The organism is Paenibacillus sp. BAC0078 (assembly GCF_054483875.1).
The window spans coordinates 75032-97393 of sequence record NZ_JBTLRW010000016.1 but is presented as its reverse complement, the minus strand read 5'-3'; the positions used below and the strand labels follow the sequence as shown (position 1 = coordinate 97393).

At 52.1% G+C, this 22362-nt stretch carries 23 protein-coding genes; 5 read left to right on the top strand and 18 right to left on the bottom strand.

The genetic code is table 11. The annotated features are described in order from the left end of the window. Positions 1 to 66 precede the first annotated feature (66 nt). From ACX1DY_RS23995 to ACX1DY_RS23975, 5 genes are all read right to left on the bottom strand, one after another. A complete protein-coding gene (locus tag ACX1DY_RS23995) occupies positions 67 to 1902 on the bottom strand; it encodes a type 2 periplasmic-binding domain-containing protein (protein ID WP_458966719.1) in 1836 nt (611 codons plus the stop codon). A gap of 177 nt (positions 1903 to 2079) precedes the next feature. Continuing rightward, positions 2080 to 2973, bottom strand: a complete 894-nt coding sequence (locus ACX1DY_RS23990) for a carbohydrate ABC transporter permease (RefSeq protein WP_458966718.1) — start codon at positions 2971 to 2973, stop codon at positions 2080 to 2082. A 15-nt stretch (positions 2974 to 2988) separates the two neighbouring features. Then, positions 2989 to 3948, bottom strand: coding sequence for an ABC transporter permease (locus ACX1DY_RS23985; RefSeq protein ID WP_458966717.1), 960 nt, complete (start codon positions 3946 to 3948; stop codon positions 2989 to 2991). 214 nt (positions 3949 to 4162) lie between these two features. Next, positions 4163 to 5071: a fumarylacetoacetate hydrolase family protein gene (locus tag ACX1DY_RS23980; protein ID WP_458966716.1), complete on the bottom strand. Its 909-nt coding sequence runs from the start codon at positions 5069 to 5071 to the stop codon at positions 4163 to 4165. A 28-nt stretch (positions 5072 to 5099) separates the two neighbouring features. Further along, positions 5100 to 5981 carry an SMP-30/gluconolactonase/LRE family protein gene (locus ACX1DY_RS23975; RefSeq protein ID WP_458966715.1) on the bottom strand — a complete coding sequence of 294 codons (882 nt, stop codon included), beginning with the start codon at positions 5979 to 5981 and terminating at the stop codon, positions 5100 to 5102. A 502-nt stretch (positions 5982 to 6483) separates the two neighbouring features. Between ACX1DY_RS23975 and ACX1DY_RS23970 the strand changes: the two genes are divergently transcribed. Then, the gene (locus tag ACX1DY_RS23970) at positions 6484 to 7110 is read left to right on the top strand and encodes a GyrI-like domain-containing protein (protein ID WP_458966714.1); all 627 of its coding nucleotides are present in this window, start codon (positions 6484 to 6486) and stop codon (positions 7108 to 7110) included. Positions 7111 to 7146: 36 nt separating this feature from the next. Here the strand turns inward: ACX1DY_RS23970 and ACX1DY_RS23965 are convergent, their stop codons facing one another. The 3 genes from ACX1DY_RS23965 to ACX1DY_RS23955 form a co-directional block, all read right to left on the bottom strand. Then, complete coding sequence (locus ACX1DY_RS23965; RefSeq protein WP_458966753.1) at positions 7147 to 8616, bottom strand: MDR family MFS transporter; 1470 nt, start codon at positions 8614 to 8616, stop codon at positions 7147 to 7149. A gap of 111 nt (positions 8617 to 8727) precedes the next feature. Beyond that, positions 8728 to 9390, bottom strand: a complete 663-nt coding sequence (locus ACX1DY_RS23960; RefSeq protein WP_458966713.1) for a polymer-forming cytoskeletal protein — start codon at positions 9388 to 9390, stop codon at positions 8728 to 8730. Further along, positions 9383 to 10069, bottom strand: a complete 687-nt coding sequence (locus tag ACX1DY_RS23955) for a hypothetical protein (protein ID WP_458966712.1) — start codon at positions 10067 to 10069, stop codon at positions 9383 to 9385. The genes ACX1DY_RS23960 and ACX1DY_RS23955 overlap by 8 nt, the downstream gene beginning before the upstream one ends. A 565-nt stretch (positions 10070 to 10634) precedes the next feature. Here ACX1DY_RS23955 and ACX1DY_RS23950 point away from each other — a divergent pair. Then, entirely contained in the window at positions 10635 to 10973 is a 339-nt protein-coding gene (locus ACX1DY_RS23950; RefSeq protein ID WP_458966711.1) for a sigma-70 family RNA polymerase sigma factor, read from the top strand. Next, positions 10925 to 11176: a hypothetical protein gene (locus ACX1DY_RS23945; protein WP_458966710.1), complete on the top strand. Its 252-nt coding sequence runs from the start codon at positions 10925 to 10927 to the stop codon at positions 11174 to 11176. Before ACX1DY_RS23950 ends, ACX1DY_RS23945 begins: the two co-directional genes overlap by 49 nt. Positions 11177 to 11263: 87 nt before the next feature. On the opposite strand, the gene ACX1DY_RS23940 is transcribed toward ACX1DY_RS23945, so the two are convergent. The 7 genes from ACX1DY_RS23940 to ACX1DY_RS23910 form a co-directional block, all read right to left on the bottom strand. Continuing rightward, on the bottom strand, positions 11264 to 11872 hold the full coding sequence (locus ACX1DY_RS23940) for a 50S ribosomal protein L25 (RefSeq protein ID WP_458966709.1): 609 nt from the start codon (positions 11870 to 11872) through the stop codon (positions 11264 to 11266). 365 nt (positions 11873 to 12237) lie between these two features. Next, the gene (locus ACX1DY_RS23935; protein ID WP_458966708.1) at positions 12238 to 13203 is read right to left on the bottom strand and encodes an ABC transporter ATP-binding protein; all 966 of its coding nucleotides are present in this window, start codon (positions 13201 to 13203) and stop codon (positions 12238 to 12240) included. After that, positions 13196 to 14179 (bottom strand): ABC transporter ATP-binding protein, encoded by a 984-nt coding sequence (locus ACX1DY_RS23930; protein WP_458966707.1) that lies wholly within the window; start codon positions 14177 to 14179, stop codon positions 13196 to 13198. The genes ACX1DY_RS23935 and ACX1DY_RS23930 overlap by 8 nt, the downstream gene beginning before the upstream one ends. Positions 14180 to 14193: 14 nt before the next feature. After that, positions 14194 to 15069: an oligopeptide ABC transporter permease gene (gene opp4C / locus ACX1DY_RS23925; protein WP_458966752.1), complete on the bottom strand. Its 876-nt coding sequence runs from the start codon at positions 15067 to 15069 to the stop codon at positions 14194 to 14196. Positions 15070 to 15136: 67 nt separating this feature from the next. Continuing rightward, on the bottom strand, positions 15137 to 16090 hold the full coding sequence (locus tag ACX1DY_RS23920) for an ABC transporter permease (RefSeq protein WP_458966706.1): 954 nt from the start codon (positions 16088 to 16090) through the stop codon (positions 15137 to 15139). A gap of 67 nt (positions 16091 to 16157) precedes the next feature. After that, positions 16158 to 17924, bottom strand: a complete 1767-nt coding sequence (locus ACX1DY_RS23915; protein WP_458966705.1) for an ABC transporter substrate-binding protein — start codon at positions 17922 to 17924, stop codon at positions 16158 to 16160. Positions 17925 to 18157: 233 nt separating this feature from the next. Further along, on the bottom strand, positions 18158 to 19066 hold the full coding sequence (locus ACX1DY_RS23910; protein WP_458966704.1) for an ArsR/SmtB family transcription factor: 909 nt from the start codon (positions 19064 to 19066) through the stop codon (positions 18158 to 18160). A gap of 178 nt (positions 19067 to 19244) precedes the next feature. Here ACX1DY_RS23910 and ACX1DY_RS23905 point away from each other — a divergent pair, with 178 nt between their 5' ends. Together ACX1DY_RS23905 and ACX1DY_RS23900 are read left to right on the top strand one after the other, a co-directional pair. Continuing rightward, entirely contained in the window at positions 19245 to 19538 is a 294-nt protein-coding gene (locus tag ACX1DY_RS23905) for a GNAT family N-acetyltransferase (RefSeq protein WP_458966703.1), read from the top strand. Between the two features lie 53 nt (positions 19539 to 19591). Beyond that, positions 19592 to 20443 carry a GNAT family N-acetyltransferase gene (locus tag ACX1DY_RS23900; protein WP_458966702.1) on the top strand — a complete coding sequence of 284 codons (852 nt, stop codon included), beginning with the start codon at positions 19592 to 19594 and terminating at the stop codon, positions 20441 to 20443. 111 nt (positions 20444 to 20554) lie between these two features. On the opposite strand, the gene ACX1DY_RS23895 is transcribed toward ACX1DY_RS23900, so the two are convergent. From ACX1DY_RS23895 to ACX1DY_RS23885, 3 genes are all read right to left on the bottom strand, one after another. After that, on the bottom strand, positions 20555 to 21334 hold the full coding sequence (locus ACX1DY_RS23895; RefSeq protein WP_458966701.1) for a hypothetical protein: 780 nt from the start codon (positions 21332 to 21334) through the stop codon (positions 20555 to 20557). Positions 21335 to 21336: 2 nt separating this feature from the next. After that, positions 21337 to 21789, bottom strand: a complete 453-nt coding sequence (locus tag ACX1DY_RS23890; RefSeq protein WP_458966700.1) for a flavodoxin — start codon at positions 21787 to 21789, stop codon at positions 21337 to 21339. Positions 21790 to 21978: 189 nt separating this feature from the next. After that, complete coding sequence (locus tag ACX1DY_RS23885; protein WP_458966699.1) at positions 21979 to 22344, bottom strand: VOC family protein; 366 nt, start codon at positions 22342 to 22344, stop codon at positions 21979 to 21981. Positions 22345 to 22362: the final 18 nt, after the last annotated feature.

The window sequence follows — 22362 nt, the reverse complement described above, 5'->3', positions numbered from 1 at the left end:
AACGAACAGAATAAGGCAGAGCAGCATAATCCACCGCCCTGCCTTGCTCCTGTCCCTCAGACCCGCTTATTTCACACTTTTGCGGGCTTCAAACAGCTCTTCCGCTTTCTTGACCGAGAAGTCCATCACTTCGCCATAGCCGAGGCCGTTCACCTTGTCATGCATTTCTTTGTTCAGCTTATCGAATTCAGTCTGATCTTTGGCAAAGACCATTTTCCATGAAATCTGCTGGATGACCGTACCGATTTGTTTATTTTTTTGCTCCAGTGTTTTGTCCATCGTCAGCGGCTCTTTGCCTGTAAAGCCCTGAGGTGCAACGGCGAGCAGATTATTTTTCTCAAAATATTCCTTCGGAGTCAGCACGCCCATCTTTGCTCTCCAGTCGCTGTCGAGCTTCGACGGGTTGCGTTCCAGTGAGGTTTTCCACAAATTGTGGTCAAACGGTTCATTCGTCTGCGGATTCACCATCGCCGGAACAACAAAGGAGAAGTTCATCTGATTCGAGCCGTAGTAGTAATCGCCGCCGCCGTATTCGTCAGGAATCTTGGTGTTCTGCTGATCAGCATACGCTTTCCAGCCAAAATCAGTCACCACCGGCTTGCCACTGCTGTCAATATCCCAGGTCAGCCCCTTCGGTCCGTTCGGAACCGCCGTTCCGCTGCCCGCCGAGATCATCGCGCCTTCCGGGGTGTACATCCAGTTGATGAACTCCATAATCCGCGCCGGGTCCTTGGCCTTCGCGCCGATAGCGATAATACCGTTACCGCCGTAGACATTGAAGCCTGTGGAGTACATCAGCTCATCCTTGAATGGCACAAGTGCAAAACCTTTACCTGCGGCCGTTCTTTCCGGTGTGTTGTAGTTGGCAGCGCCCAGCCACGGGAACCAGGAGAAGAGCAGCCGGCCATCCTTGTATTTGGCGACCACATCGTCGAACTTCTGTGTCAGCGAGTCGGGATCAAGCAGGCCCATTTGATTGGCCTCAAAGTACAGCTTCAGCGATTTCATATACCAGCTATCCTCGGAGAGGAAGTCATAGTATTTCTCTTCATCTGCTTTGACGTACAGCGCAGTGTCGGGAATTTCGTCATAGCCCATCATGTTGGCGAACTGCTTCGCCAGCGTCATTTTATAGTTGCCGTCCCAGTCGGACCAGAGCGAGAAGGCATAGGTTTTCTTGCCCTGCTCATTTTTCGGCTCCAGCTCCTGCATCTTCTTCAGCACCGGCAGATATTCCTCGATCTTGCTGATTTCCGGCGCTCCAATTTGCTGGTACAAGTCCCAGCGCAGGTCCGGTCCCCAAGTCATATCCTTGCCTTCGGACGGTCCGGACGGGTTAGTAGCCACGCTGTTTCCGATGCCATATATCGCACTGCCGCCGCCAAAAGCAACCTTTGCCTTCTCTATTGCTTTCGGGAACTGCTTCGTAATATCAGTGCCGTATTTATCCAATAGGCCATCCTTGGTCCAGTCCAGCAGCAGGTTGCCCTTGATCGCATTCGGATAGTGGTTCTTATCATCGCCGAAGACGATAATATCGCCGAGGTCGCCGGAGGCCATCATTGCCGAAATTTTCGTGTCACCACCGGTCAGGTTGGAGGCGACGATATCCAGCTCAATGTTGAACTTGTCTTTGATGATCTTGGCGAACCAGCCGGTTTGCGGACCTGCGTAGTTGGCCGTGGTTGAGAATACCGTCAGCTTCAGCGGTTTGGAATGGTCGAGCGCCCCATCGCTTGGCGCCGTGGTCTCAGCCGCTTTATTTGTTGCCTCAGCCGCAGGCTTATCCGTGCTCTCCGCCGTATTTGCTTTGCCTGAATTTCCGTTCCCTCCGCCGCACGCTGCCAGCACAAACACCATGATTGCCGTTAGCAGAATGAGCGACATTTGTCTGAACCTCATTGCTTCATACCCCCTAAAAGTTTTGTAAGCATCTGCTTCCTGAATTCACTTCGTACAAAACTCTCTTCGAAAGCATACGCTTAAGTTTTGTTAAGCTTAATCTCCTTGAATCACTTCGCAAAACTCGCTTCGAAAGCATATGCTTAAGTTTTGGTAAGCATCTGCGTTACGGACCGGTCAGCCTTTGACTGCACCGATCATAATACCCTTGACAAAAAAACGCTGGAAAAACGGATACACAATCAGAATCGGCAGCACGACGATCATCGTCACCGTCATACGAACTGAAGTCGGCGTCTGCATGTTCTGCACGCTGGCCGCCATGTCCGGGGAACTGCGGATAAGTGCCGCCAGCGAGCTGGACTCGTTCAAATACCGCCAGAGCAGGAATTGCAGCGTAAAATATTTGGTGTCTGTCATCAGGAACGCCGTATCCACGAACGAGTTCCACTGATTGACTGCCGAGAAAATCGTAATCGTCGCCAGGATCGGAGTTGTAAGCGGCACGATGATGCTCCAGAATGACCGCAAATAACCCGCCCCGTCGATCGCCGCCGATTCCTCCAGTGAGGGCGGAATGGCCTCAACGAAGGTTTTGACCAGAATGATATTGAATGGAGTAATAATCGTCGGCAAAATATACGCCAGATAGTTGTTGGTCAGATGCAGGTTGTGCATCGTAATGTACCAGGGAATCAGCCCCGCGCTGAAATACATCGTAACCACAATGCTGCGGTACCAGATCTGCCGGCCCCACATCTCTTTTTTGGTGAACAGATAGCCAAGAAATGCGGATGCGCCAACCGTCAGGAGTGTGCCGACCACAGTCCGGTAGACCGACACCAGCGCCGCGTGGCTAAGCCCGCTGATCCGCAGCACCTTGGAATAGTTGTCAAAGTGAATCTGCTGCGGATAGAACTTGATATACCCCGCCGCACTGAGATCGTTCGAGCTGATTGTATTGATGAACAGATAATAGAATGGGTAGATACAGCTTAAGGTAAATATCCCAAAGAGCACATAGATGATTCCCTGGAATAGGACATCGCGGGTTTTTAGCTTTTTACGCAACTGGAATCACCGCCTTTAAATGATAGACTCATCGCGCACAACCTTGGACAGCGTGTTGGCCCCGAACAGCAGAAGGACACTAACGACCGACTTCAGCATGCTGACCGCCGTGGCGAACGGAAAATTGTTGGCAAATGCGATATTGTACACATATAAATCCAGCACCTCAATCGCATCCTTGTTCATTGCGTTCTGGAAGGCAAAGTACTGCTCCATGCCGTTATTGACAAAGTTGCCGATGGAGAGCAGCAGAAGGACGAAGAAGGTCGGGATGATGCCCGGAACGGTGATATGCCAGATTTTGCGGAACCGGCTCGCCCCGTCCACCTCTGCCGCTTCGTACAGCTCCTGATCAATCCCCGCAATCGCCGCCAGATAGAGAATCGCTCCCCAGCCCAGCGACTTCCACCAATACCAGGCAATCATCGTTATCCAGATATGCGAGCTGGAGGCGAGGAAATTGAAGCCTTCATCCACAATGCCCAGCTGCACCAAAAAATTGCTCACTACCCCGTTGTCTACGGAGAACAGCGAAAATGCCAGCGCATACACCAGAATCCAGCTGATAAAATTCGGAATCGTCGTCAGCGTCTGCACCATTTTGCGGTACCAGCCTGCCCGGATTTCTGTCAGCAATATCGCGAAAATCACGGGGAAGATTGAGGTAATCAGCCCAAGCGAGCTCATCGCCACTGTATTTTTCAACACCCGCAATACTTCCTCAGTCTGCGTCGGATTGGCGACAATGGTCTTGAACCACTTCAGCCCGACATACGGCGTCTCCGACAGCGGAATGCCCGGGATGAAATCATAGAAGGCATAAATCCACCCGCTGATCGGCAAATAGTAGAAAATAAAGGTCACAACAAGGAACGGAAGCGCCATGAGAAACAGCTTATGTTTGTTCTGCAGCTTCCTGCGGGATGGACGGACCGGTTCCACACCGCGAAGCAGCTCGCCAGAAGGTACCCCCATATAAAATCTCCTCTATCCAGATTTTCGTTTGCGCTTTCATTCTAAGGGAAAAAGCTCTGCCGGCGGGAGGGAGGACAGATTGCCCTTCTGTGAGAGTCGTAAGACAGCTTCGGACCATTTTCACAGGCCAGCGGACCATTTTCGCGTTCGAAAAAAGAAAAGGAGCCGCTCATCCGCAGATTTCTGCAAATGAACAGCTCCTTCTTTTTTTCGCTTACTCAGCAGCCATCTTATTCGTTAAACATCCCAGCTTCTCGATCTCCACAGTAACCTCGTCACCGGGCTGCAGATAAATCTGCTTCTCCGGCGGATACCCCATTACAACACCCTCGGGAGTCCCGGTAAGGATAATGTCGCCCGGCGACAGCGTCATGCAATGGGAGATGTAGCTGACAATCTGCCTGCAGTCAAAAATCATATCCGCGGTATTGGATTGCTGCCGCACTTCCCCGTTCACCGAACACTGGATATTCAGCAGGCCGGGATCGCCCACCTCATCCTTGGACACCACATAAGGACCAATCGGCGCAAACCGGTCGCAGGATTTGCCTGCAAGCCACTGGCTGGTGCGCGTCTGCAGATCCCTGGCGGACAGATCATTGGCGGCAAAATAGCCGAACACCGCATCCAGCGCCTCTTCCTCACTGACGTTCTTGACTGTCCGGCCAATGACAATGCCCAGCTCCGCTTCATAATCCACCTTCTGTGTGGAGCGCGGAAGCGGCACTTCGGCTCCGTGACCTGCCAGAGCGTTCGCGAACTTGCTGAACAGAATCGGGTATTCCGGCAGCGGCATTCCCGTCTCTTCAGCATGCCTGCGGTAATTCAGCCCGATGCAGATGATTTTGCCGGGATCGGCCACGCAAGGAGCGAATTCCAGCAGCTTTTCTTTTCTGTAAAAGGACATCGCCCCCTCCCCGCTCAGGGGCAGGCGGTCCACGAAATCACGCAGGCGGCACAGCGCCTCTTCCCCTCCATCCAGCACTTCTCTCAGCGTTACGGGCGGAGCCGCTGCCGCTTCTGCCGTCATGGCGCTTACCGCTGCTGCCACATCCAATATGCCCTCGTCTCTTTTTACGCCTAACCGCAATTCTCCTGATTCCCAAAAGTTCAAAAGACGCATTCCGCACTTCCCCTCTCCGCTATTAGTCTCAGCCCGCGAACAGATTAGCCCTTACTCCCTTGATTCCCGGGTTAGCCTTGAACAGTCCGCCTGCCAGCGGCCAGCGCTGCAGCTCCTCCTGGCTCATGCCGCTGCGTGCCGTGGTAATGTACAGCTCATCCAGATTGTGGCCGCCGAAGGCGCAGGAGGTTACAAGATTTGCCGGAACCTTGATCTTTCCGATTTGCTCTCCGGTATGCGGATTCCAGCGCGAGACACAGCCGCCATTCCAGTGAGCCACCCAGATCATGCCTTCGCTGTCAATGGTCATTCCGTCCGGTCCGCCTGCCCCTTGCGGGAAATGAACGGCTGCCCGGCGTCCGCTTACCGTGCCGTTATGGAGATCATAATCCAGCACATCCACACGCCGGGTCAGCGTATCTATGTAGTACATCAATCCACGGCTGTCATCCCAGGCCATCCCGTTGGAGATGCCTATGCCGGATAGCACCTGCCGCACTTCTCCTTCAGGCTCCATCACATACAGGCTTCCCGCATCCTTTTTGCCTTCCATGCTCATCGTGCCGAACCACAATCTGCCTCTGCTGTCGCATTTGGCGTCATTCAGCCGGTTGCCGGGAAGGCCGGTCTCTACCGCCGACAGCAATTCCAGCGGCTGATCCTCCTTGTACCGGTAAATCCCGTCCTGCAGCGCCAATACCCAGCCTCCGCCAGTGGCCGGAACGGCTGCGCTGACCATTTGGTCGAAGGCATAGATCCTCTCGCCGCGCGTCTTCACATCATAAGTCCGCAGCTCCTTGCCCTCAATATTGACCCAATGTAGTCTGTCCGCCTCCGGGTCCCAATGGGCGCCTTCGCCAAGCACTGCCTTTGCGTCAAGCACCAGTTCAGCCTGCTCTATCTCGATCAATGAAAATCCTCCTAATACACTCCAGAATATGACACTTCCCTTTCATTCTACCTGCGTGGGAATTAATTATCTACTATCATCCAATATGACCAAGGAAAACGAGCGGAACCGCGAGATTAGGCGAGGTGAGCTGAAATAACGGCAGAAGTGCCGTTGTTGGAGTGAGATTGGGCCGGATGAGCTGAAATAACGGCAGAAATGCGGTTGTTGGAGTGAGATTGGGCCGGACGAGCTGAAATAACGGCAGAAGTGCCGTTGTTGGAGTGAGATTGGGCCGGACGAGCTGAAATAACGGCAGAAGTGCCGTTGTTGGAGTGAGATTGGGCCGGACGAACTGAAATAGCGGTAGAAGTGCCGTAAATACTTACGAAATCATTTATTACTTAATCTTTGAATGCAGGAATTCAAAAAAAACCGTAAGCGATTGTCCTGCCAATATGACAGACGGTTGTCCAGTTTGGCATGATATGCTGAAGGCAACAACTGACAGAAGAGGTGTCCTATGAAATACGAATGGAAAAAGCAAGACAAAACGTTCTATCTCCCCGCTGCCGAGCCGGCGCTGATTACCGTGCCCGCCCATAACTACTTCATGCTCCAGGGTGAGGGCAATCCCAATGGCGAAGCCTTTGCCGAAGCAGTGGGGGTGCTGTATTCCCTTTCTTATGCCATCAAGATGCTGCCCAAAAAAGGTCCGGCACCGGAAGGCTACTATGATTACAGCATTTTCCCGCTGGAAGGTATCTGGGATTTAAGTGAAAAAGGACGCAAAGAAGCCGTCCTCAACAAGGACGAGCTGGTATACACGCTGATGATCCGGCAGCCGGATTTTGTCACCCCCGGACTTGCCGCTGAAATTATCGGGAAGGTGAAAATCAGCAAGCCGCACCCGCTCTTAAATACAGCCGCCTTCGGCAGCTCCGAAGACGGCTTAAGTGTACAAATGCTGCATGTCGGTCCTTTCGATGAGGAGCCGCACAGCTTTGAGAGGATGGAACAATACTGCATAGATCAAGGGCTGCGGCGGATCTCCCATGCCCACAGGGAAATCTACATCACGGACGCCCGCAAGACGCAGCCGCAGAAGATGAAAACTGTGCTGCGCTTCCAGGTATCCCGGGAGAGTTAGCAGATTATTATTGCAAGCTCTCGACCCCAGCCAGCTCTAGTGCCCGGCTGGCATGCTGCCCTCCGCCGAGGCATCCATCTTTTGGCGGCCCATGAAGCAAGCGGCTACTAGCGCCAGCAAGGCCGGAACAATAGCCCAGAGAAAGGTGCTAGTGATAGAGTAAGACAGCCCGCTAGTAATCTTGTTCAGAATTTCAGGCGGAATCTGAGCCCGTGTCTCCGGGGACAGCAGCGCATGCGGATCTTTGAAATTCATTGCCATGCCAGCAGCATCGCCGTTATTTGAAGAGAATACCTCTGCCAGCCTGGAGCTGAGATAATGGCTCTGAATGATGCCGAAGGTTGTAATCCCGATTGTCATGCCCAGTGAACGGAGGAAATTCAGCGTTGCACTGGCCGAGCCGCGCTGCTGTGGCGTCAAGCCATGAATCGCCGCCGTGCTGAGTACAGAGAACGATGCGCCGATACCAAGTCCGATGAAGATCATGTACAGTGTGACGAGCAGACGCGAGGATTCCGGGGACAGTGTTGCCACAAGGCCCGTCCCCACTACCAGCAACGCCAAAGTCGGGACCAGCAGACGGCGGTAGCTGGTCTTGGCCATCAGGAATCCTCCTGCCGTAGCCGTAACGACCGAGCCGACCATCATCGGCAGCAGCACCAGCCCTGAATTCGTGGCCGAGCCGCCAAGCACGCCCTGAATGAAGATAGGGATATACACTGAAGCAGCAATAAATGCCGCACCGCTGAATAAAGCACACAGGATGCTGGTGGCATACAATCTTTTTCTGAACAGGGCAAACGAAATAATCGGCTCCTTTGCCTTGGTCTCCGCGAATAGAAACAGTACCGTCAGGATGGCAAAAGCTGCGAACAAGCCCAGTATGAGCGCAGAGCTCCAGGCGTACTCTTTGCCGCCAAGCTCCAGTGCGAACATCAGGCTGATCACCGCGCCAAGAAGTGTTCCCGCACCCAGCCAGTCAATCGGATGCTTGGAGTGCTCCACCGACTCCCGGTAGAAGCTGACGACCATTACCAAAGCTATTAGCCCGAGCGGCAAATTGATGTAGAATACCCACTGCCAGGCGATATGGTCAGTAATGTACGCGCCAAGCAACGGTCCAAAGATGCTGGACAGCCCGAAGACCGCGCCAAAAGCTCCGCCAAGCTTGCCGCGTGTCTCCAGCGGAACGGCGTCGAACATGATCGCAAAAGCAATCGGCACCAGCGCGCCGCCTCCAATACCCTGAATGGCCCGGTAAATGGCCAGTTGGGTAATGGTATCCGCCGTACCGCACAGCGCCGAGCCGCCCATGAACACAATAATCCCGAAGATAAAAAACCTTTTGCGGCCGTACATATCCGAAAGCTTGCCAAAGATCGGCATTCCCGCCATCTCAGCTACAAGGTACGCAGAGGTAACCCAGACGAATTTGTCCATCCCGCCGAGTTCACCGACAATATTGCCCATCGCCGTAGCGACGATAGTGCTGTCCATGGAGGCCATAAGAATCCCCAGCAAAAGACCGGCAATCACGACGCCCAGATTGGGCGTTTTTTGGGCTGAGCTCACAGACTCCACTCCTTTATATCTTTTTTCTCATTAGTTAGTTACTTTTCACAGCTTTATCCGGTAGTTTACATTGGCGTTCTCATGAATCTCCAGTGATTGACGGTATTCCACCACATCAATATCACAGTCCGTGCCGATGATGACCCGGTTTCCTCTGACAATTCCCGCTTGCGTTCCCTGAAGTTCCACCTCGTCACCTTCAATTAGCCCAGCCGAGAAGCTGAACCGGCCCGGATGCATCAGCGATCCGCCAATTTTTCGTTTGATTGTAATGCTCCCCGCTCTGGCTTCAGCGGCACGGCTGGGACCGAACAGCGACAGCTCCACACTCTCCGCATTCAGCACCCCATCTACCTGAAGTGCACCCGTCAAACGGATTTCCTCGGCCTCGCAGTCCCCCGCTACGGACAAGCTTCCGGTTAATTTGATCTCTTCAATACGAAGATCGCTGCCTGCCCGAATCTCTCCTTGTCCACTCAAGGATTCACCGTCAATTCTTCCCTTCACAATGCATTCTCCGGTCAGCTTCATCTGCTCCATCCGCAAATTGCCATGAACCGAGGTTTCTCCCATCAGCTTCAGCTTTTGACAGTCCACATTACCATTAAACCTGCATTCTCCCATCACCTTCACATCCAAAAAGCTTCCGCCACTCATAGTAGAATTACCCAGAACCTTCAGATTTCTGCGCGCTGCTGTCTCATTCACCGATCTTCACCTCCTGTCCTACTACTGCTCCGGGATGCACGGTCAGTCCGGTACGGTATTCCACCCGCCCGATGCTGCTCCCTTGCCCGATAATCACTATGTTGCCTCTTATAACCTCGGCTGTGGTGTTCTCCACATCAATAAAATCGCCCTCAATATACCGTACATTCAATTCCGGTCTGAGTTTTGGAATGAGGCTGCCCGCCAGCTTGTTCAAGCCCCATGGGCTCCCTTGACGAACAACCAGGCTCTCCACATGTATCCCCTTCATCTTGGCTTGCCCCTGCAGCTTGAGATTCACACGTCCCGCGCTGAGCAAGCCGTCAATCGTAATCACTCCGTCGCCGGTGAAATCCTCCAGTTCGCAGTCGCCCTTGACATTGATGACCCCATTCAGACAGCAGCTCCCGCCCTGCAGACCACCTTCAACCGTTAGCATCCCGTCGTTCTTTATGGTATCTGCCTGCAGGCCGCCTTGTATTTTCAGGTTCCCGCTCACCTCCATTTCCTCCACCGCCAGACTTCCGCCGAGCTTGATTAGACCGTTGCCTTTAAAAGTTCTCGCTGTCACCGGTCCATTAATCCGGCCTACCCCATCCAGAATGACATTGTTGTACAGCCCTCCAGCCGCACCGCCAAGTCCCGCAAACTTTAAATCCGGCACATTTCCTTTGTCCATAACCTGCATCCTCCCCGATTTTACAAACTACTGCGTTCGTCTCCTATTCCGCAATTAAGATTGTATTCCATGTCAAAAGAGCGGACCTCCGCCTGAAGGATGATTTCAGTTCGGTCGGCGAACGTATTTGCTGCTTATTTCTTTTGTTCCGGCCCCCAAATTATTGCTGCGCCATCTCCAAAGCCAGCTTAACAAAGGGAGCGGACGAGAACGCTATTCCTCATTTCTGATTAAGATTAACTTGAAAAAAATAAAAAGGGCAGAAGTGGCGGAGGGGAAGTTTGGAACTGGAGGAGCGAACGCGTCCGCCTTTATGGTTGGATTTCTACCGCGAACAGCGGTTTAAATCAGGAAATCCAACCATAACAGCGGCCGGAAGTCCAAACATTCCCTGTAGCTACGACCAGACCCATTATGAAAATCTAAAGTTCAACTTAATCTACTCCTCTTAACAACCTCAAAACAAGTATGATATGATTGATAAGAACAAATGTTCTTATTTCGGTTGTAAAAACATTCCTTTTATTACCCTATATATACAATCGGAGGAGAGAGGAGAAAGAACATGAGTGAAGCAACTCACATTTATGACTTCTATAGAAGAGAGATCTATCGCATAGGGTGGAGGGTCCAATACCAGGCGAAGAAGGTCAGAACCAGAGAATGCCCTCTGTATGATTACGAGCCTTCGAATATCAATTTTGCCGCCATTTCCGAACAAAAAATATGGGTAGAGCAGCTTATGCAGGATTTACCCCCTCAAGGAAAAGTGATCATCGAAAAAATATATCTGAAGGGCCTTACCGAAGCGGAAGTGGCCAAGCAGCTAAATATCAGCCAACAGGCGGTGAACAAATGGAAACGCAAAATGATCCACCAATTATCTCAGATTTCGAATTGCTAGAATTGCTGCAGGCAGCCAAGCAAAAGGATACTTTTGCGATGCTAAAGCTCATCGAAATTTATAATGAAGATATTTTGCGCATCAGTGAGTACATTAAAATGCCCAAAGAAGACGCTATTTCTGCAATTATTGTTGAATTTCTGGATTTGCTTCAAGCAACTGAGGTGCCTGCGGGGTTATGCGATCAGGGAGATTCACTGTAATTTTTGACAATTCGAAAAAGAGCAGACAAGTCCTCTCAAGGAACTGTCTGCTCTCATTATCTGCTGCTTATCTAATATTCACAAGGCTTACTCCGCTGGCTTGTCCACACTGGAAGCTGCTGCTACCGGTTCGTTCGCCGTATCGTCAGACTCTTCCGCAGCGGCAGGCGGTGCAATCCGTACAATCAGCGTATCTTCAGGGGTGAGGATTTCCCAGCCTTCGTGCTTAGGAAGATCGGACACGAGCAATTGATCGCCAATCTCCAGGCCGCTGATATCCACATCAAAAGTGGCAGTCAGCTTATCCGGCAAGGTGCGGATATCCAGCTCATGCAGTTCGACCTGCTGAACGCCGCCGTTCTTCACGCCGGCAGGCTCTCCGCTGAAATGGAAAGGAACCTTGGTGTGGAGTTCAGCCTTCATGTCAATCTGGTGAAGATCCACATGGATCAGCTTGCGGGACAACGGCTGACGCTGTACTTCCTGAATCATCACATTTTTCGAGCCGGAGTCCGGTAATTCTACCGTAAGGATAGCATGCGGGTTTTTGCCCAGAATCTCGTTCAATGTTTTGGCTTCGGCTGCAAAGGACTGGCTATCTGAACCTGCACCGTAGACGACAACCGGTACAAAGCCTTTGCTCCGCTGTGAAGACGACGATCCGGATCTTTTTGTCAAACGTACTGTGGTATTCATGATAATTCCTCCTAAAAGTTTTGTTAGCATACGCACCCGGTCAGCATCTTACAAAACTGGCTTCGGGAGCATACGCTTAGTCTTGTCAGCTTAGCTGCATAGAATGATCTTCGAACAAAACTAGCTTCGGAAGCTTGGAGCATGGCTACATAATGGTCATCGAACAGAACGGGCTTAGGAAGCGTAGGCTTAGTTTTGTCAGCTTAGCTGCACTCGGTAGTTCCTCCAACAAAAAGCAAAGACCGATTAGATGTGTAGGTCTAATCAGTCTCCTTTTACCCATATTTGCCTACTGTGGGACAAGTATAGCACTGTGGACATAGCAAGTCAAAATAGGGGGATTTTCAATTTTAATCCAGATTTCTTTAAACTAAATGGCAGGCCACAAAATGTCCGCCGCCAGCGTCACGAAAGTCCGGAATTTGCGCCTTACAGATTTCCAGGGTAAACGGACAGCGGGTATGAAATTTGCAGCCGGAAGGCGGATTGGCCGGGCTTGGGATATCTCCCCTCAGCACAATCCTCTCCCGCTTCAGCTTAGGGATAGGTACGGGCACTGCCGAGAGCAGCGCCTTGGTGTAAGGATGCAGCGGACTGTGGAACAGCTCGTCCCGGGGGGCAGTCTCAACCATAGAGCCGAGATACATCACCCCGATCCGGGAGCATAAATGCTCCACCACGCTGAGATCATGGGAGATAAATAAATAGGCCAGCCCTTTGCTGCTCTGCAGCTTGCTGAACAGATTGATAATCTGCGCCTGAATCGACACATCCAGCGCCGACACCGGCTCGTCGGCAATGATCAGCTCCGGGTTCAGAATCAGCGCCCGGGCGATCCCGATCCGCTGGCGCTGGCCGCCGGAGAATTCATGCGGGAAGCGGTCGATATGGTAGGAAGACAAGCCGCACGCCGCAAGTGATTCCAGCACCAGCTCCCGTACCTCATCCTTGGAGCATAATCCATGATCCAGCAGGGCTTCTCCGATGGCATCGCCTACCCGCACGCGCGGGTTCAGCGCACTGTAGGGGTCCTGGAAGATCAATTGCATCTTCGGCCGCAGCAGGCGCAGCTCCGCTTGGGAGAGGCTATGGATATCCACTCCCTTGAACTTTACCTCGCCGTCCGTTTTTTCGGTCAGCCGCAGAATCGTGCGGCCGACTGTACTTTTCCCGCTGCCGGATTCTCCGACTAGACCAAAGGTTTCACCAGGCTGCAGCGTGATGCTGATATCATCCACGGCTTTTACATGTCCTACTGTGCGGTTAAGCAATCCCTGTCTGACAGGGAAATATTTCTTGAGATGATTCACTTCAAGCAACGGCTCAGACATGGGCCTCCACCTCCTCATACAGCCAGCAGGCAACCTTTTGTCCGCTGTCCAGCTCCTTCAACTGAGGCTGGCGGCTGCGGCAGACCGGCATGCAGTCTCCGCAGCGGTCGTGGAAATAACATGAAGCTTCAAGCTCAAGCGGACTCGGCACCTGGCCCGGTATGGAATACAGCTCTTCCAGACGCTGGCCCACCACCGGCTTCGATTTCAGCAGCCCCCTTGTATAAGGATGCTTGGGATTCTTGAACAGCTCCACAACCTCCCCTTCCTCGACAATTTTGCCGGAATACATCACTATAACGTAATCGGCCATTTCGGCAACTACACCGAGATCATGGGTGATCAGCAGAATGGACATCCCTGAGCTTTCTTTAAATTCCCGCAGCATATCGAGGATCTGCGCCTGAATGGTCACGTCAAGCGCCGTGGTCGGCTCATCGGCAATGAGCAGCTTTGGATTACAAGAGACGGCGACGGCAATCATAATCCGTTGCAGCATACCCCCGCTTAATTCATGGGGATAGCTGTCAGCGATCTGCTCAGGCCGCGAGATGCCGACCTGCTTAATCAGCTCTATCGCCCGTAGACGTGCTGCTTTCTTTTTCATTTTCAAATGCACCATCAGCGGCTCCATAATCTGCTCAGCGATCTTCATCACCGGATTGAGTGAGGACATCGGCTCCTGGAAGATCATGGCGATATCATTGCCGCGGATCGTTCTCAGCGTATTCCTATCCAGCTTCAGCAGATCTTCTCCCGCAAGCTCGATCTTTCCGCCGGTCACCTTCCCCCCAGGCTCCTCAACGAGGCCCATAATGGACATGGCGGTTACGCTTTTTCCGCAGCCGGATTCTCCGACAATACAGACCGTCTCTCCTTCGCGGACCCGAAAGCTCACGTTATCAACGGCGGTCACCTTTCCTTCTTCCGTATAGAACATGGTACTGAGACCTTCTATATTCATTAAATGCTTCATCTGCTGCTGGCCACCTACCTCTTCTGTTTCGGATCAAGCACGTCTCTGAGGCCGTCACCAAATATATTTATGGCAATAACCGTGGCAAAAATCGACAAGCCCGGCGGAATCCATAGCCAAGGATGATCCTGGAAATCTATCATATTGTTCGCTGCATCAATCATATTGCCCCACGTCGGCGTAGGTGGCATTACCCCCAGGCCGAAAAAGCTCAGCACCGACTCACTCAGAATCGCCCCGCCAATATTGAGAGTAGCCATGACGATCAGTAGCGGGACCACATTCGGCAGCAGATGGTTGAACAGCTTCCGCCGGTCGCGCAGACCCAGCACAGTGGCCGCCTGCATAAATTCGCGCTCCCGCAGACTGAGCATCTGTCCTCTCACCATCCGGGCGAGTCCCGGCCAATTCACAATGCTCAGCATCAGCATGACGATGTACATCCGGTAATCCGTCGGAACCTTCCATTCCGAGAGCAGCGCCCCGAAGATGAACAGCAGGGGCAGGCTGGGAATCGTCATTAGCAGATCGGCGATCCGCATAATGATCTGATCCGCGATGCCACGGTAATATCCGGCAATTGCGCCCAGCAAAGCGCCAATGAAAACAGACAGCACCATCGACGCAAGTCCGACAGTCAGCGAGATCCGTCCCGCCTGCATCACCCGGGTCAGAATATCCCGGCCGAGCGCATCCGTTCCCAGCAAGTGGTGCAAATTAGGCGCTTTGTTCATTAGCGCCATATTGATTTTATTATCGGTATAAGGCGAGAAGATCGGCCCGATAAAACACAGTGCAAACATAAACAACACAACCCCAAAGCCTGCGACTGCCAGCTTGTTTTTCATTAGTCTTCTCATCGACTGTCTGAACAGTGAAGAAGACTTCAGCGGCTGTACCCGCGGCTTACGAAGCTCAGTTAACTTGCTGTTAGCTGCCAAAACGGCATCCTCCTCCCTATAACCGGACGCGCGGATCGGCAACCCGGTATAGAATATCCGAGAGCAGCGTTCCGATGACGGTCAGAATAGCAATAAACATTGTAAAGCCCATAAGCAACGGATAATCCCGCAGTCCGAAGGATTTCATATACAATTGGCCGATGCCTGGCCAGTTGAAGATTTGCTCAATAATCAGCGATCCGCCGAACAATGCCGGCAGCTCGAAGCCTACCAGGGTGATTGCCGGCAGCAGCGCATTGCGGAGCGCATGGGTGAACAGCACCTTCTTCTCCTTCAGCCCCTTGGCCCGGGCCGTGCGGATATAGTCCTGCTTCAGCACATCAATCATATTGCTGCGGAAATAACGGGTTAATGAGCCGAGGCCGAGCAGGGTCATCACCACAACCGGAAGAGTCATATGCCGAACAACTTCCTTTACATACGCTATCCCTGTAGCATTGCTCCCGGTAGTAATCATCCCGCCCGGAGGAAGCCACTTCAGATCTACCGCCAGAATCTTGATCAGGAACAGGCCTATGAAAAAGGACGGCAGCGACATCGCGGCAAAGATAGCCACCATGACCAGTGTGTCGAACCAGGAATACTGCTTATAAGCAGAGATCACGCCGACAATTACCGCAATCACCCAGGTAAGAAAGGTGGACACGGCAGCCAGCAAAAAAGAATTCCAGATATAATCGCCAAACAACTGAAGCACCGGCTTCTGCTGGGCAAGCGAATATCCGAAATCCCCGTGAAACGCATTGTTCATCCAGATGCCATAACGCTCAAGCACCGGTTTGTTAAGGCCGTAGATTTCCCGCAGCTCTGCCTTCCGCTCTGCCGTCAGCTTGATATTTCCTGTAATAAAATCACCTGGCGTCGAGGCATACAGGCAGAATATGAGCAGTGAGGCCGCGAACAGAATAATGAGCATATACAGCAGTCTTTTCGTCAAATAGGTACTCATGACCCGCTCCTTATGGATCATCCCCTACCATTACAGCAGGGGACGAATGTGTTGTTATTTCAGCGAATTATTTCAGAGTCCACTGCGGCAGGCTTCCGGCAAGTCCGATGAACGGGCTGACCGTCAGATTCTGAATGCGCCCATTGTAGGCGTAGACTGTTTTTTTGTAGCTGGTGAACAGGATCGGCAGTTCGTCATTGAAGAGCTGGTACAGCTCTTTGTAGACAGCCTTGCGCTGCTCAATATCGGTAGTTGCAAGTGCCTTGTTGTACAGCTCAAGGAATTTCGGATTGTCATAGTCGGTGATTTCCCCGTCAAAGAACTGCATGAACCCGTCAGCCGGATCAGTCAGCATACTGGTCGAGAAAGATACCAGATCGTAGTCTCCGCCTTCCACCTTCGACACCAGCGAGTTAAAGTCAGCAAATACTTCCGGCTGGAATTCGATGCCGAGCGCAGCGAAGTTCTCCTTGGCTACAGCAATGAAAATATCGGTGTTCTTGCTCTTGGAGCCGAGATAATGGATCGACAGCGGTTTGCCGTCCTTCTCACGGATGCCATTCGCGCCAACTGTCCAGCCCGCCTGATCCAGCAGCCCTTTGGCTTTTTCCGGATCATATTTGTAAGGGTTGATGCCTTCTTCTGTATAAGCCCAGGAGATCGGCGATGCCGGAATGTTGGCAATGGAGCCGGCTCCCTGCTGCGCATCCACATAAATGCTCTGACGGTCAAGACCATACATAATCGCTTGTCTGACTTGCTTATCCTTAAGCTGCTCATGCTTCAAATTGACCTGCATATAGCCGTAGGTGCTTGGTGTGTAAGGAATGATATTCACAAAGCCGAGCGCCTTCAGCTTCTCGATATTCTCGTCCGTTGCACTAAAGGAGGCATAGTCAACCTCTCCTGTCTCCAGGAACTGCCACACATCGCCTTCAGAGGTTTTATAGATGAAATGCTCTGTCTTCGGTTTGCCCTTGAAATAATTCTCATTGGCTATGAGACGCACTTCCTGTCCGGGCAGGAATTTCTCCAGCTTATAAGGCCCGTCGCCGAGCGGCTTCTCATGCAGCTTCTTGATATATTCCAAATGGCCGAAGTTGTAGTCCTTGCCGTAATAAGCTTTCGAGAGCACATTGGAGCCAAGTGTTACAAGTGCCGTAGCATTTGGTTTCTCCAGTGTCACTGAAATGGTCTGCGGATCAATGACCTTGATGCCATCGACGGTTTTGGCTGTGCCTTCTTTATAGGCTTTGCCGCCTTTAACATTCAGTGAGGGCAGTGAAGAGCCGCCGTCATAGGCTTTGTCATATTGAAGGGTCCAGGTAAAAGCAACATCATCCGCAGTGAGCGGCGAGCCGTCGCTGAATTTCAGGTCTTTTCTCAAATGAAAGGTATATGTAAGCTGATCCTCCGATACATCCCAGCTCTCGGCAAGCTCCGGCGTAGGAACACCTTTGTCATCTACCGTTACGAGTGAAGCATACAGCAGGGAAGACACGTTGCCGTCATAGCCGCTCTCCTGAAAATAAGGTGTAAACGCCCCGCTCGGATCTGTAAGGCCGACAATGATCGTATCTGTTCGGTTCTTGGCAACTTCCGGGAGCTTCGCCAAATCAGTGGCGGTAAAAGGCTCGCTCAGCGCGCCCGCCGGAACAGCTGCCGGGGATGCCGAAGCTTCTGTGCCCGCCGTTGCTCCCGCATCAGCCGATGCCGTTGCCGCCGCCGTGTTATTCCCGGTTGCAGCGTTGGAATTGCCGTTGTCCGAGCAGGCCGAGAGCGCAAGTGAACCCGCAATCAGTAAGGAGGACAATAAAAACATGCTTTTTCTCATAAAATCATCTCTCTTCTCTCCATTTGTGTAATACAATAATTCCTACCCGCTAAGTATGATTAAAGACCGATAGTTCACATTATAGAAAGTATTCTCTGTTCTGTAAAGAGAGAACTTATAAAAAATTCTTTATTAACAGAATTACAAACAATTTTATGCAAAAAAATAAGCCCGAAAATCCTCTGTTGCAGAGAATTCCCTGGCTTTAATCCTGGCCAAATGGCTGTGGGCTCTTATTTCAAATATTCAAACAACTGCTCGTTCATCCGGTGAATTCCCTCCAGGCGCAGGCTGTAGGCGGTGACGTTCTCCCCTTCGATGTAAGCATGAAGCAGACCGGCGCAGCGGAGACTGAAGATATGGTCATGGACGATCCCTTTGGAGATACCGGCTTGCTTCACGATCTCTGTAAAGGTTTTGCGCTCGCCGCCGAGCGAATGCAGAATCTTCAGGCGGCTTTTTTCACCCAGACTGCGGATGGTCCTGTACATATAAGGCGATATTTCTTCATCCGCTATAGAGATTCTTGCCGCGTAATGGCAAATCGTGAGCGGCCCGAAGCTGTAAATAATGTTGACTGGCTGAAAATGATATTGCGGAATCAGCACCAGCTTCTTCAGCCGGTCCGCCGGCAGGAAATAAAACCCGTTCGTCGTCTTATTAATAAAATCGGCAGTAGGGTTCACGCTCAGCTCCTGCTGACGCTCCTCCGTGTGCTGCCGCAGGCTGCTGATCACAGCGTCATTGCTGCCGTGGAAATATTGCCGGTTCCACTCTGATAGCAGAAAATGCATCCTGCTGCGGAATTGTTCCATTTGTCCCGGAAATACGCTGACATATTCGGCAAGGGTCTCGTACATTTCTCCTACCGTCAAGCCTTCCAGCCAGCCCAGCACATTGTCCACACTTCCTTTGGCTGGACACTGATAGATCAGCAGATTCAGCAGCTTCCACTCATTGTCCAGCTCCGTCTCCGCAAGCGTGGATAACAGCTCCGGGCTAAGGCGGCGCGACACCTCAGAGGACCATGACGTGCCCAGATCAATCTTTTTATTCGATTTCTTGCATATAAATGTATGTATGCTGCTCACTAATTCATACACCGGCTCAAATTCAACCCTAACCTCGTACTCCACGGTCATTCCTCCTGATGCAACTTCTTTTCACTACAGCGTTAGTGTCTTAATATTATGGTATTTCACGGCGTATACGCAAGCGCACAAGTTCTCCCGGCCCATAAGCCTACCACTCTGCATCTCGCTTTTTCGTGGCTAGGAGAGTAAAATAAAGGCACATTATTCGATTGGAGTGAAGGATAAGATGGGACAAATCAAACAGGGAGAAGGACGTTTTTATATTGCTGGTGACGGTAAGGACCTTGCCCAGATCACATACAAGACGGATAAGACAACGGGGAATTTGGTGATCGACCATACCTTTGTCTCGGAAGATCTGCGCGGCCAAGGTGCCGGAGAGAAGCTCGTGCGGGCGGTTGTGGATAAAGCGCGCGCAGAGCAGGTTAAGATTGTGCCAGTATGCCCCTATGCGGTTCATCAATTCAAAAAGCATGCAGAGTATGGGGACGTGCTGAGCGAGAATGGGGATAGGCCCTAATACACAGGCTGTGCCAAGCTGATGCTTGGGCACACATTCAGGAGGATATGCGCTTGACTACAACAGAAACATTAAAAGATATAGAGGAATTGCAGCAGCGCTGCGAGCAATATGAAGGAATTACCCTGAAGCTCAATTGGGAAATGCTGCGGCAGCCGCCGGCAGCCGGTGGAGCCGAGTGGCTGGTGACTTACGAGGATGATAAGCTGGTAGGATTCATAGGCCTGTACGGGTTCGCCAGCGAAATGGAAATCTGCGGGATGGTGCGGCCGGGATACCGGCGCCGGGGCATATTCACTTCCCTGTGGCAGCGGGCGCAGAGCATCATCAAGCAGAACAATGTCACTACACTGCTGCTGAATGCTCCAGCCTCCTCGGCTTCGGCTTCAGCCTACCTGAAGACGCTGCCGCTGGAATTTAGCCATGCTGAATACCAGATGAAATGGGATGGCGCTTCAGCACCACAGGGCTCCATGGAGCCGAGCTCGGCTGCGGGGACCGTAGTGCTGCGGCCCGCGCGCGAGGACGAAACTCCTATTCTTATCGAGTTGGACTGCGAAGGGTTCGACATGTCCAAGGAGGATGCCGCAGTAATGTACGAGCACCCTCTGCAGGACAATCAGCAGGAGCAGATCATAATCGAAATGAACGGACAACCCGCCGGCAAGATGCGGCTGTATACAGAGGATAACGAAACCTGGATCTACGGGCTCACAGTAGCCAAGAAGCTGCGGGGACTCGGCATCGGCCGAAGTACGCTTCTGCAGACGATTGAACGTGAGCGGCGGAATTATAACGGCGTGAATCTGGAGGTTGCCCTCCACAATCCAGGCGCGCTGAAGTTATATGAAAGCTGCGGCTTTGTCATTCTGAACAAGCAGGATTATTACCGTTATATCGGCTGACCTGCCGTAGATTGGTGAAGCTGCTGAGATGCAGCTCCCCCACGGAGAGCACTCTTTCTCTTGGCGAACGGCCCGGAGGAAGGGTACTTTTTTTAGTGAGAACCGCTCCGGTTACATCACGCCATACCCCCGGATTACTTGCTCATCCTTCTCATTTCGGCGTTCCCCATATTTCTGCATACGTTCCGCCGACTCTTCCCGCAGCAAAAACACAGACAACAGCCGCACATAATCCAACGATTCCTGTAGCGGAATTCCCACGCCATCGAAGATAGATTTGCGTCCGTCCAGCAGAGAATAGACCTCCACCGTTTCAGCCGGTTGGCCGTAGGCCTTATGGCAAAACACGTTGGCCATATGCAGAAAACCGGTAATAACCTCCTCATTCCCGTTCACCATAAACTTCTGAATGCTCAGGCAACGCCCGGGAACCGCCGCGTTCCAGCCTAGTTGAAAAATCATCGCCAGCTCAATATCCAGCTCCGGCACCGGCACATGCCACTGCTCATACAGCAGCACGGGAACCTCCTGCAGATGATTGCCGGATACGATCCGCATCAGTTCATCGGCGATTCCTGTCTTCACGTCCCAGTAGTGCATCAGGGAAGGAAAAGCATCTCCTCTGGGAGGCCAGCGGCGCTCCAATAGAAACTGGATCGGCGTTTCCTGGCGCACCTCAGGCTGCAGGCTGTAAAAGTCATTCAGCGTATGCCCAACCGCATACTGGACCTGCTGCCTCCAGCGCGGAAGACCGGTGGCCGCTGCTCCGCTGCCGGTATTCTCCGCTCCGCCCAGCATAATATGCTCCATGCGGAAATCATTAAGCCGGATGTATCGTACAGCCGCCCCCTCCCGGTTGCCTGCCGCCCAGCTACCCGCTGCGCCGCCCATCCTTAAGAAACCGCCGCGCAGGCTTCGATAAATTGGCGGCCGAAGGTGCGGCAGGTTTCTTTTTCTGTTGCGTTAGGACCATACTCAATCTTCAGGCTGTCCTGCAGAAGCTCCGCGCCGCGCTCCTTCAGCTTCGCCTCGATCTGATCCACGGCACCGCAGTATATTTCATATCCGGTATCTCCGCTTCCGAAGGCGGCTGCCTTGCAGGCTGTCAGATCCAGCTCATCCAGCTCTTCGTAGAAGTCCAGGAATTCATCGGGCAGCTCTCCGTCGCCCCAGGTATAAGCGCCCAGCAGCACGCCCTCATATGCTTTTATCTCATCCGCGTTGCAGTCAGTGACCGATTTCATTACAGCCTCACCACCCGCTTGGCGTATTCCCTCCACAATCAGTTCAGCGATCTCTTCCGTATTGCCAGTCAAGCTGGCATAGACCACAAGCACCTTAGCCATGATCGGTTCCTCCCAAGTAAACATTAAATTTAAACCAAGTTTGAACAACTTCTTTATTATTTTATTTGATAATGATTCTCATTGTCAACAGACAATAACAAGAAAACGCGAACCCCTGTCCTCAAAACCAGACAAGAGCCTCGCGTTCACTGTTGACCTATTCATTTTTTTGTTGGTAGAGCTACTCTTCTAATATGCCCCTTCCAGCAGCGTAATGCCGTTGCCGTCCGGGTCGCGGAAATTCATTTCCTGACCTCCGTATTCCATCGTCGCCGGCGGCTGACAATCCAGTCCTCTCGCCTTGAGCTGCTCATAGGTCTCATTCAGACTGCTGCAGGAGAATACCAGATTTACCACTCCTGTAGTATGCTTGCCCCATTTGTTCTCATCCCAGATGATCAGCCCAGGCTGTCCCTTGTCAAAGCCAAGCTTCGCCCCGTCGGAATTGCCATAACCCTCAAAAGGCACAGGAATCCCCAGCACCTCCGTGTAAAAAGCTACCAAAGCAGCCGGGTCCTTAGTATACAAATTTGTGCCTTCAAAAGCTGAAATCATCTATTCTCTCTCCTTCGC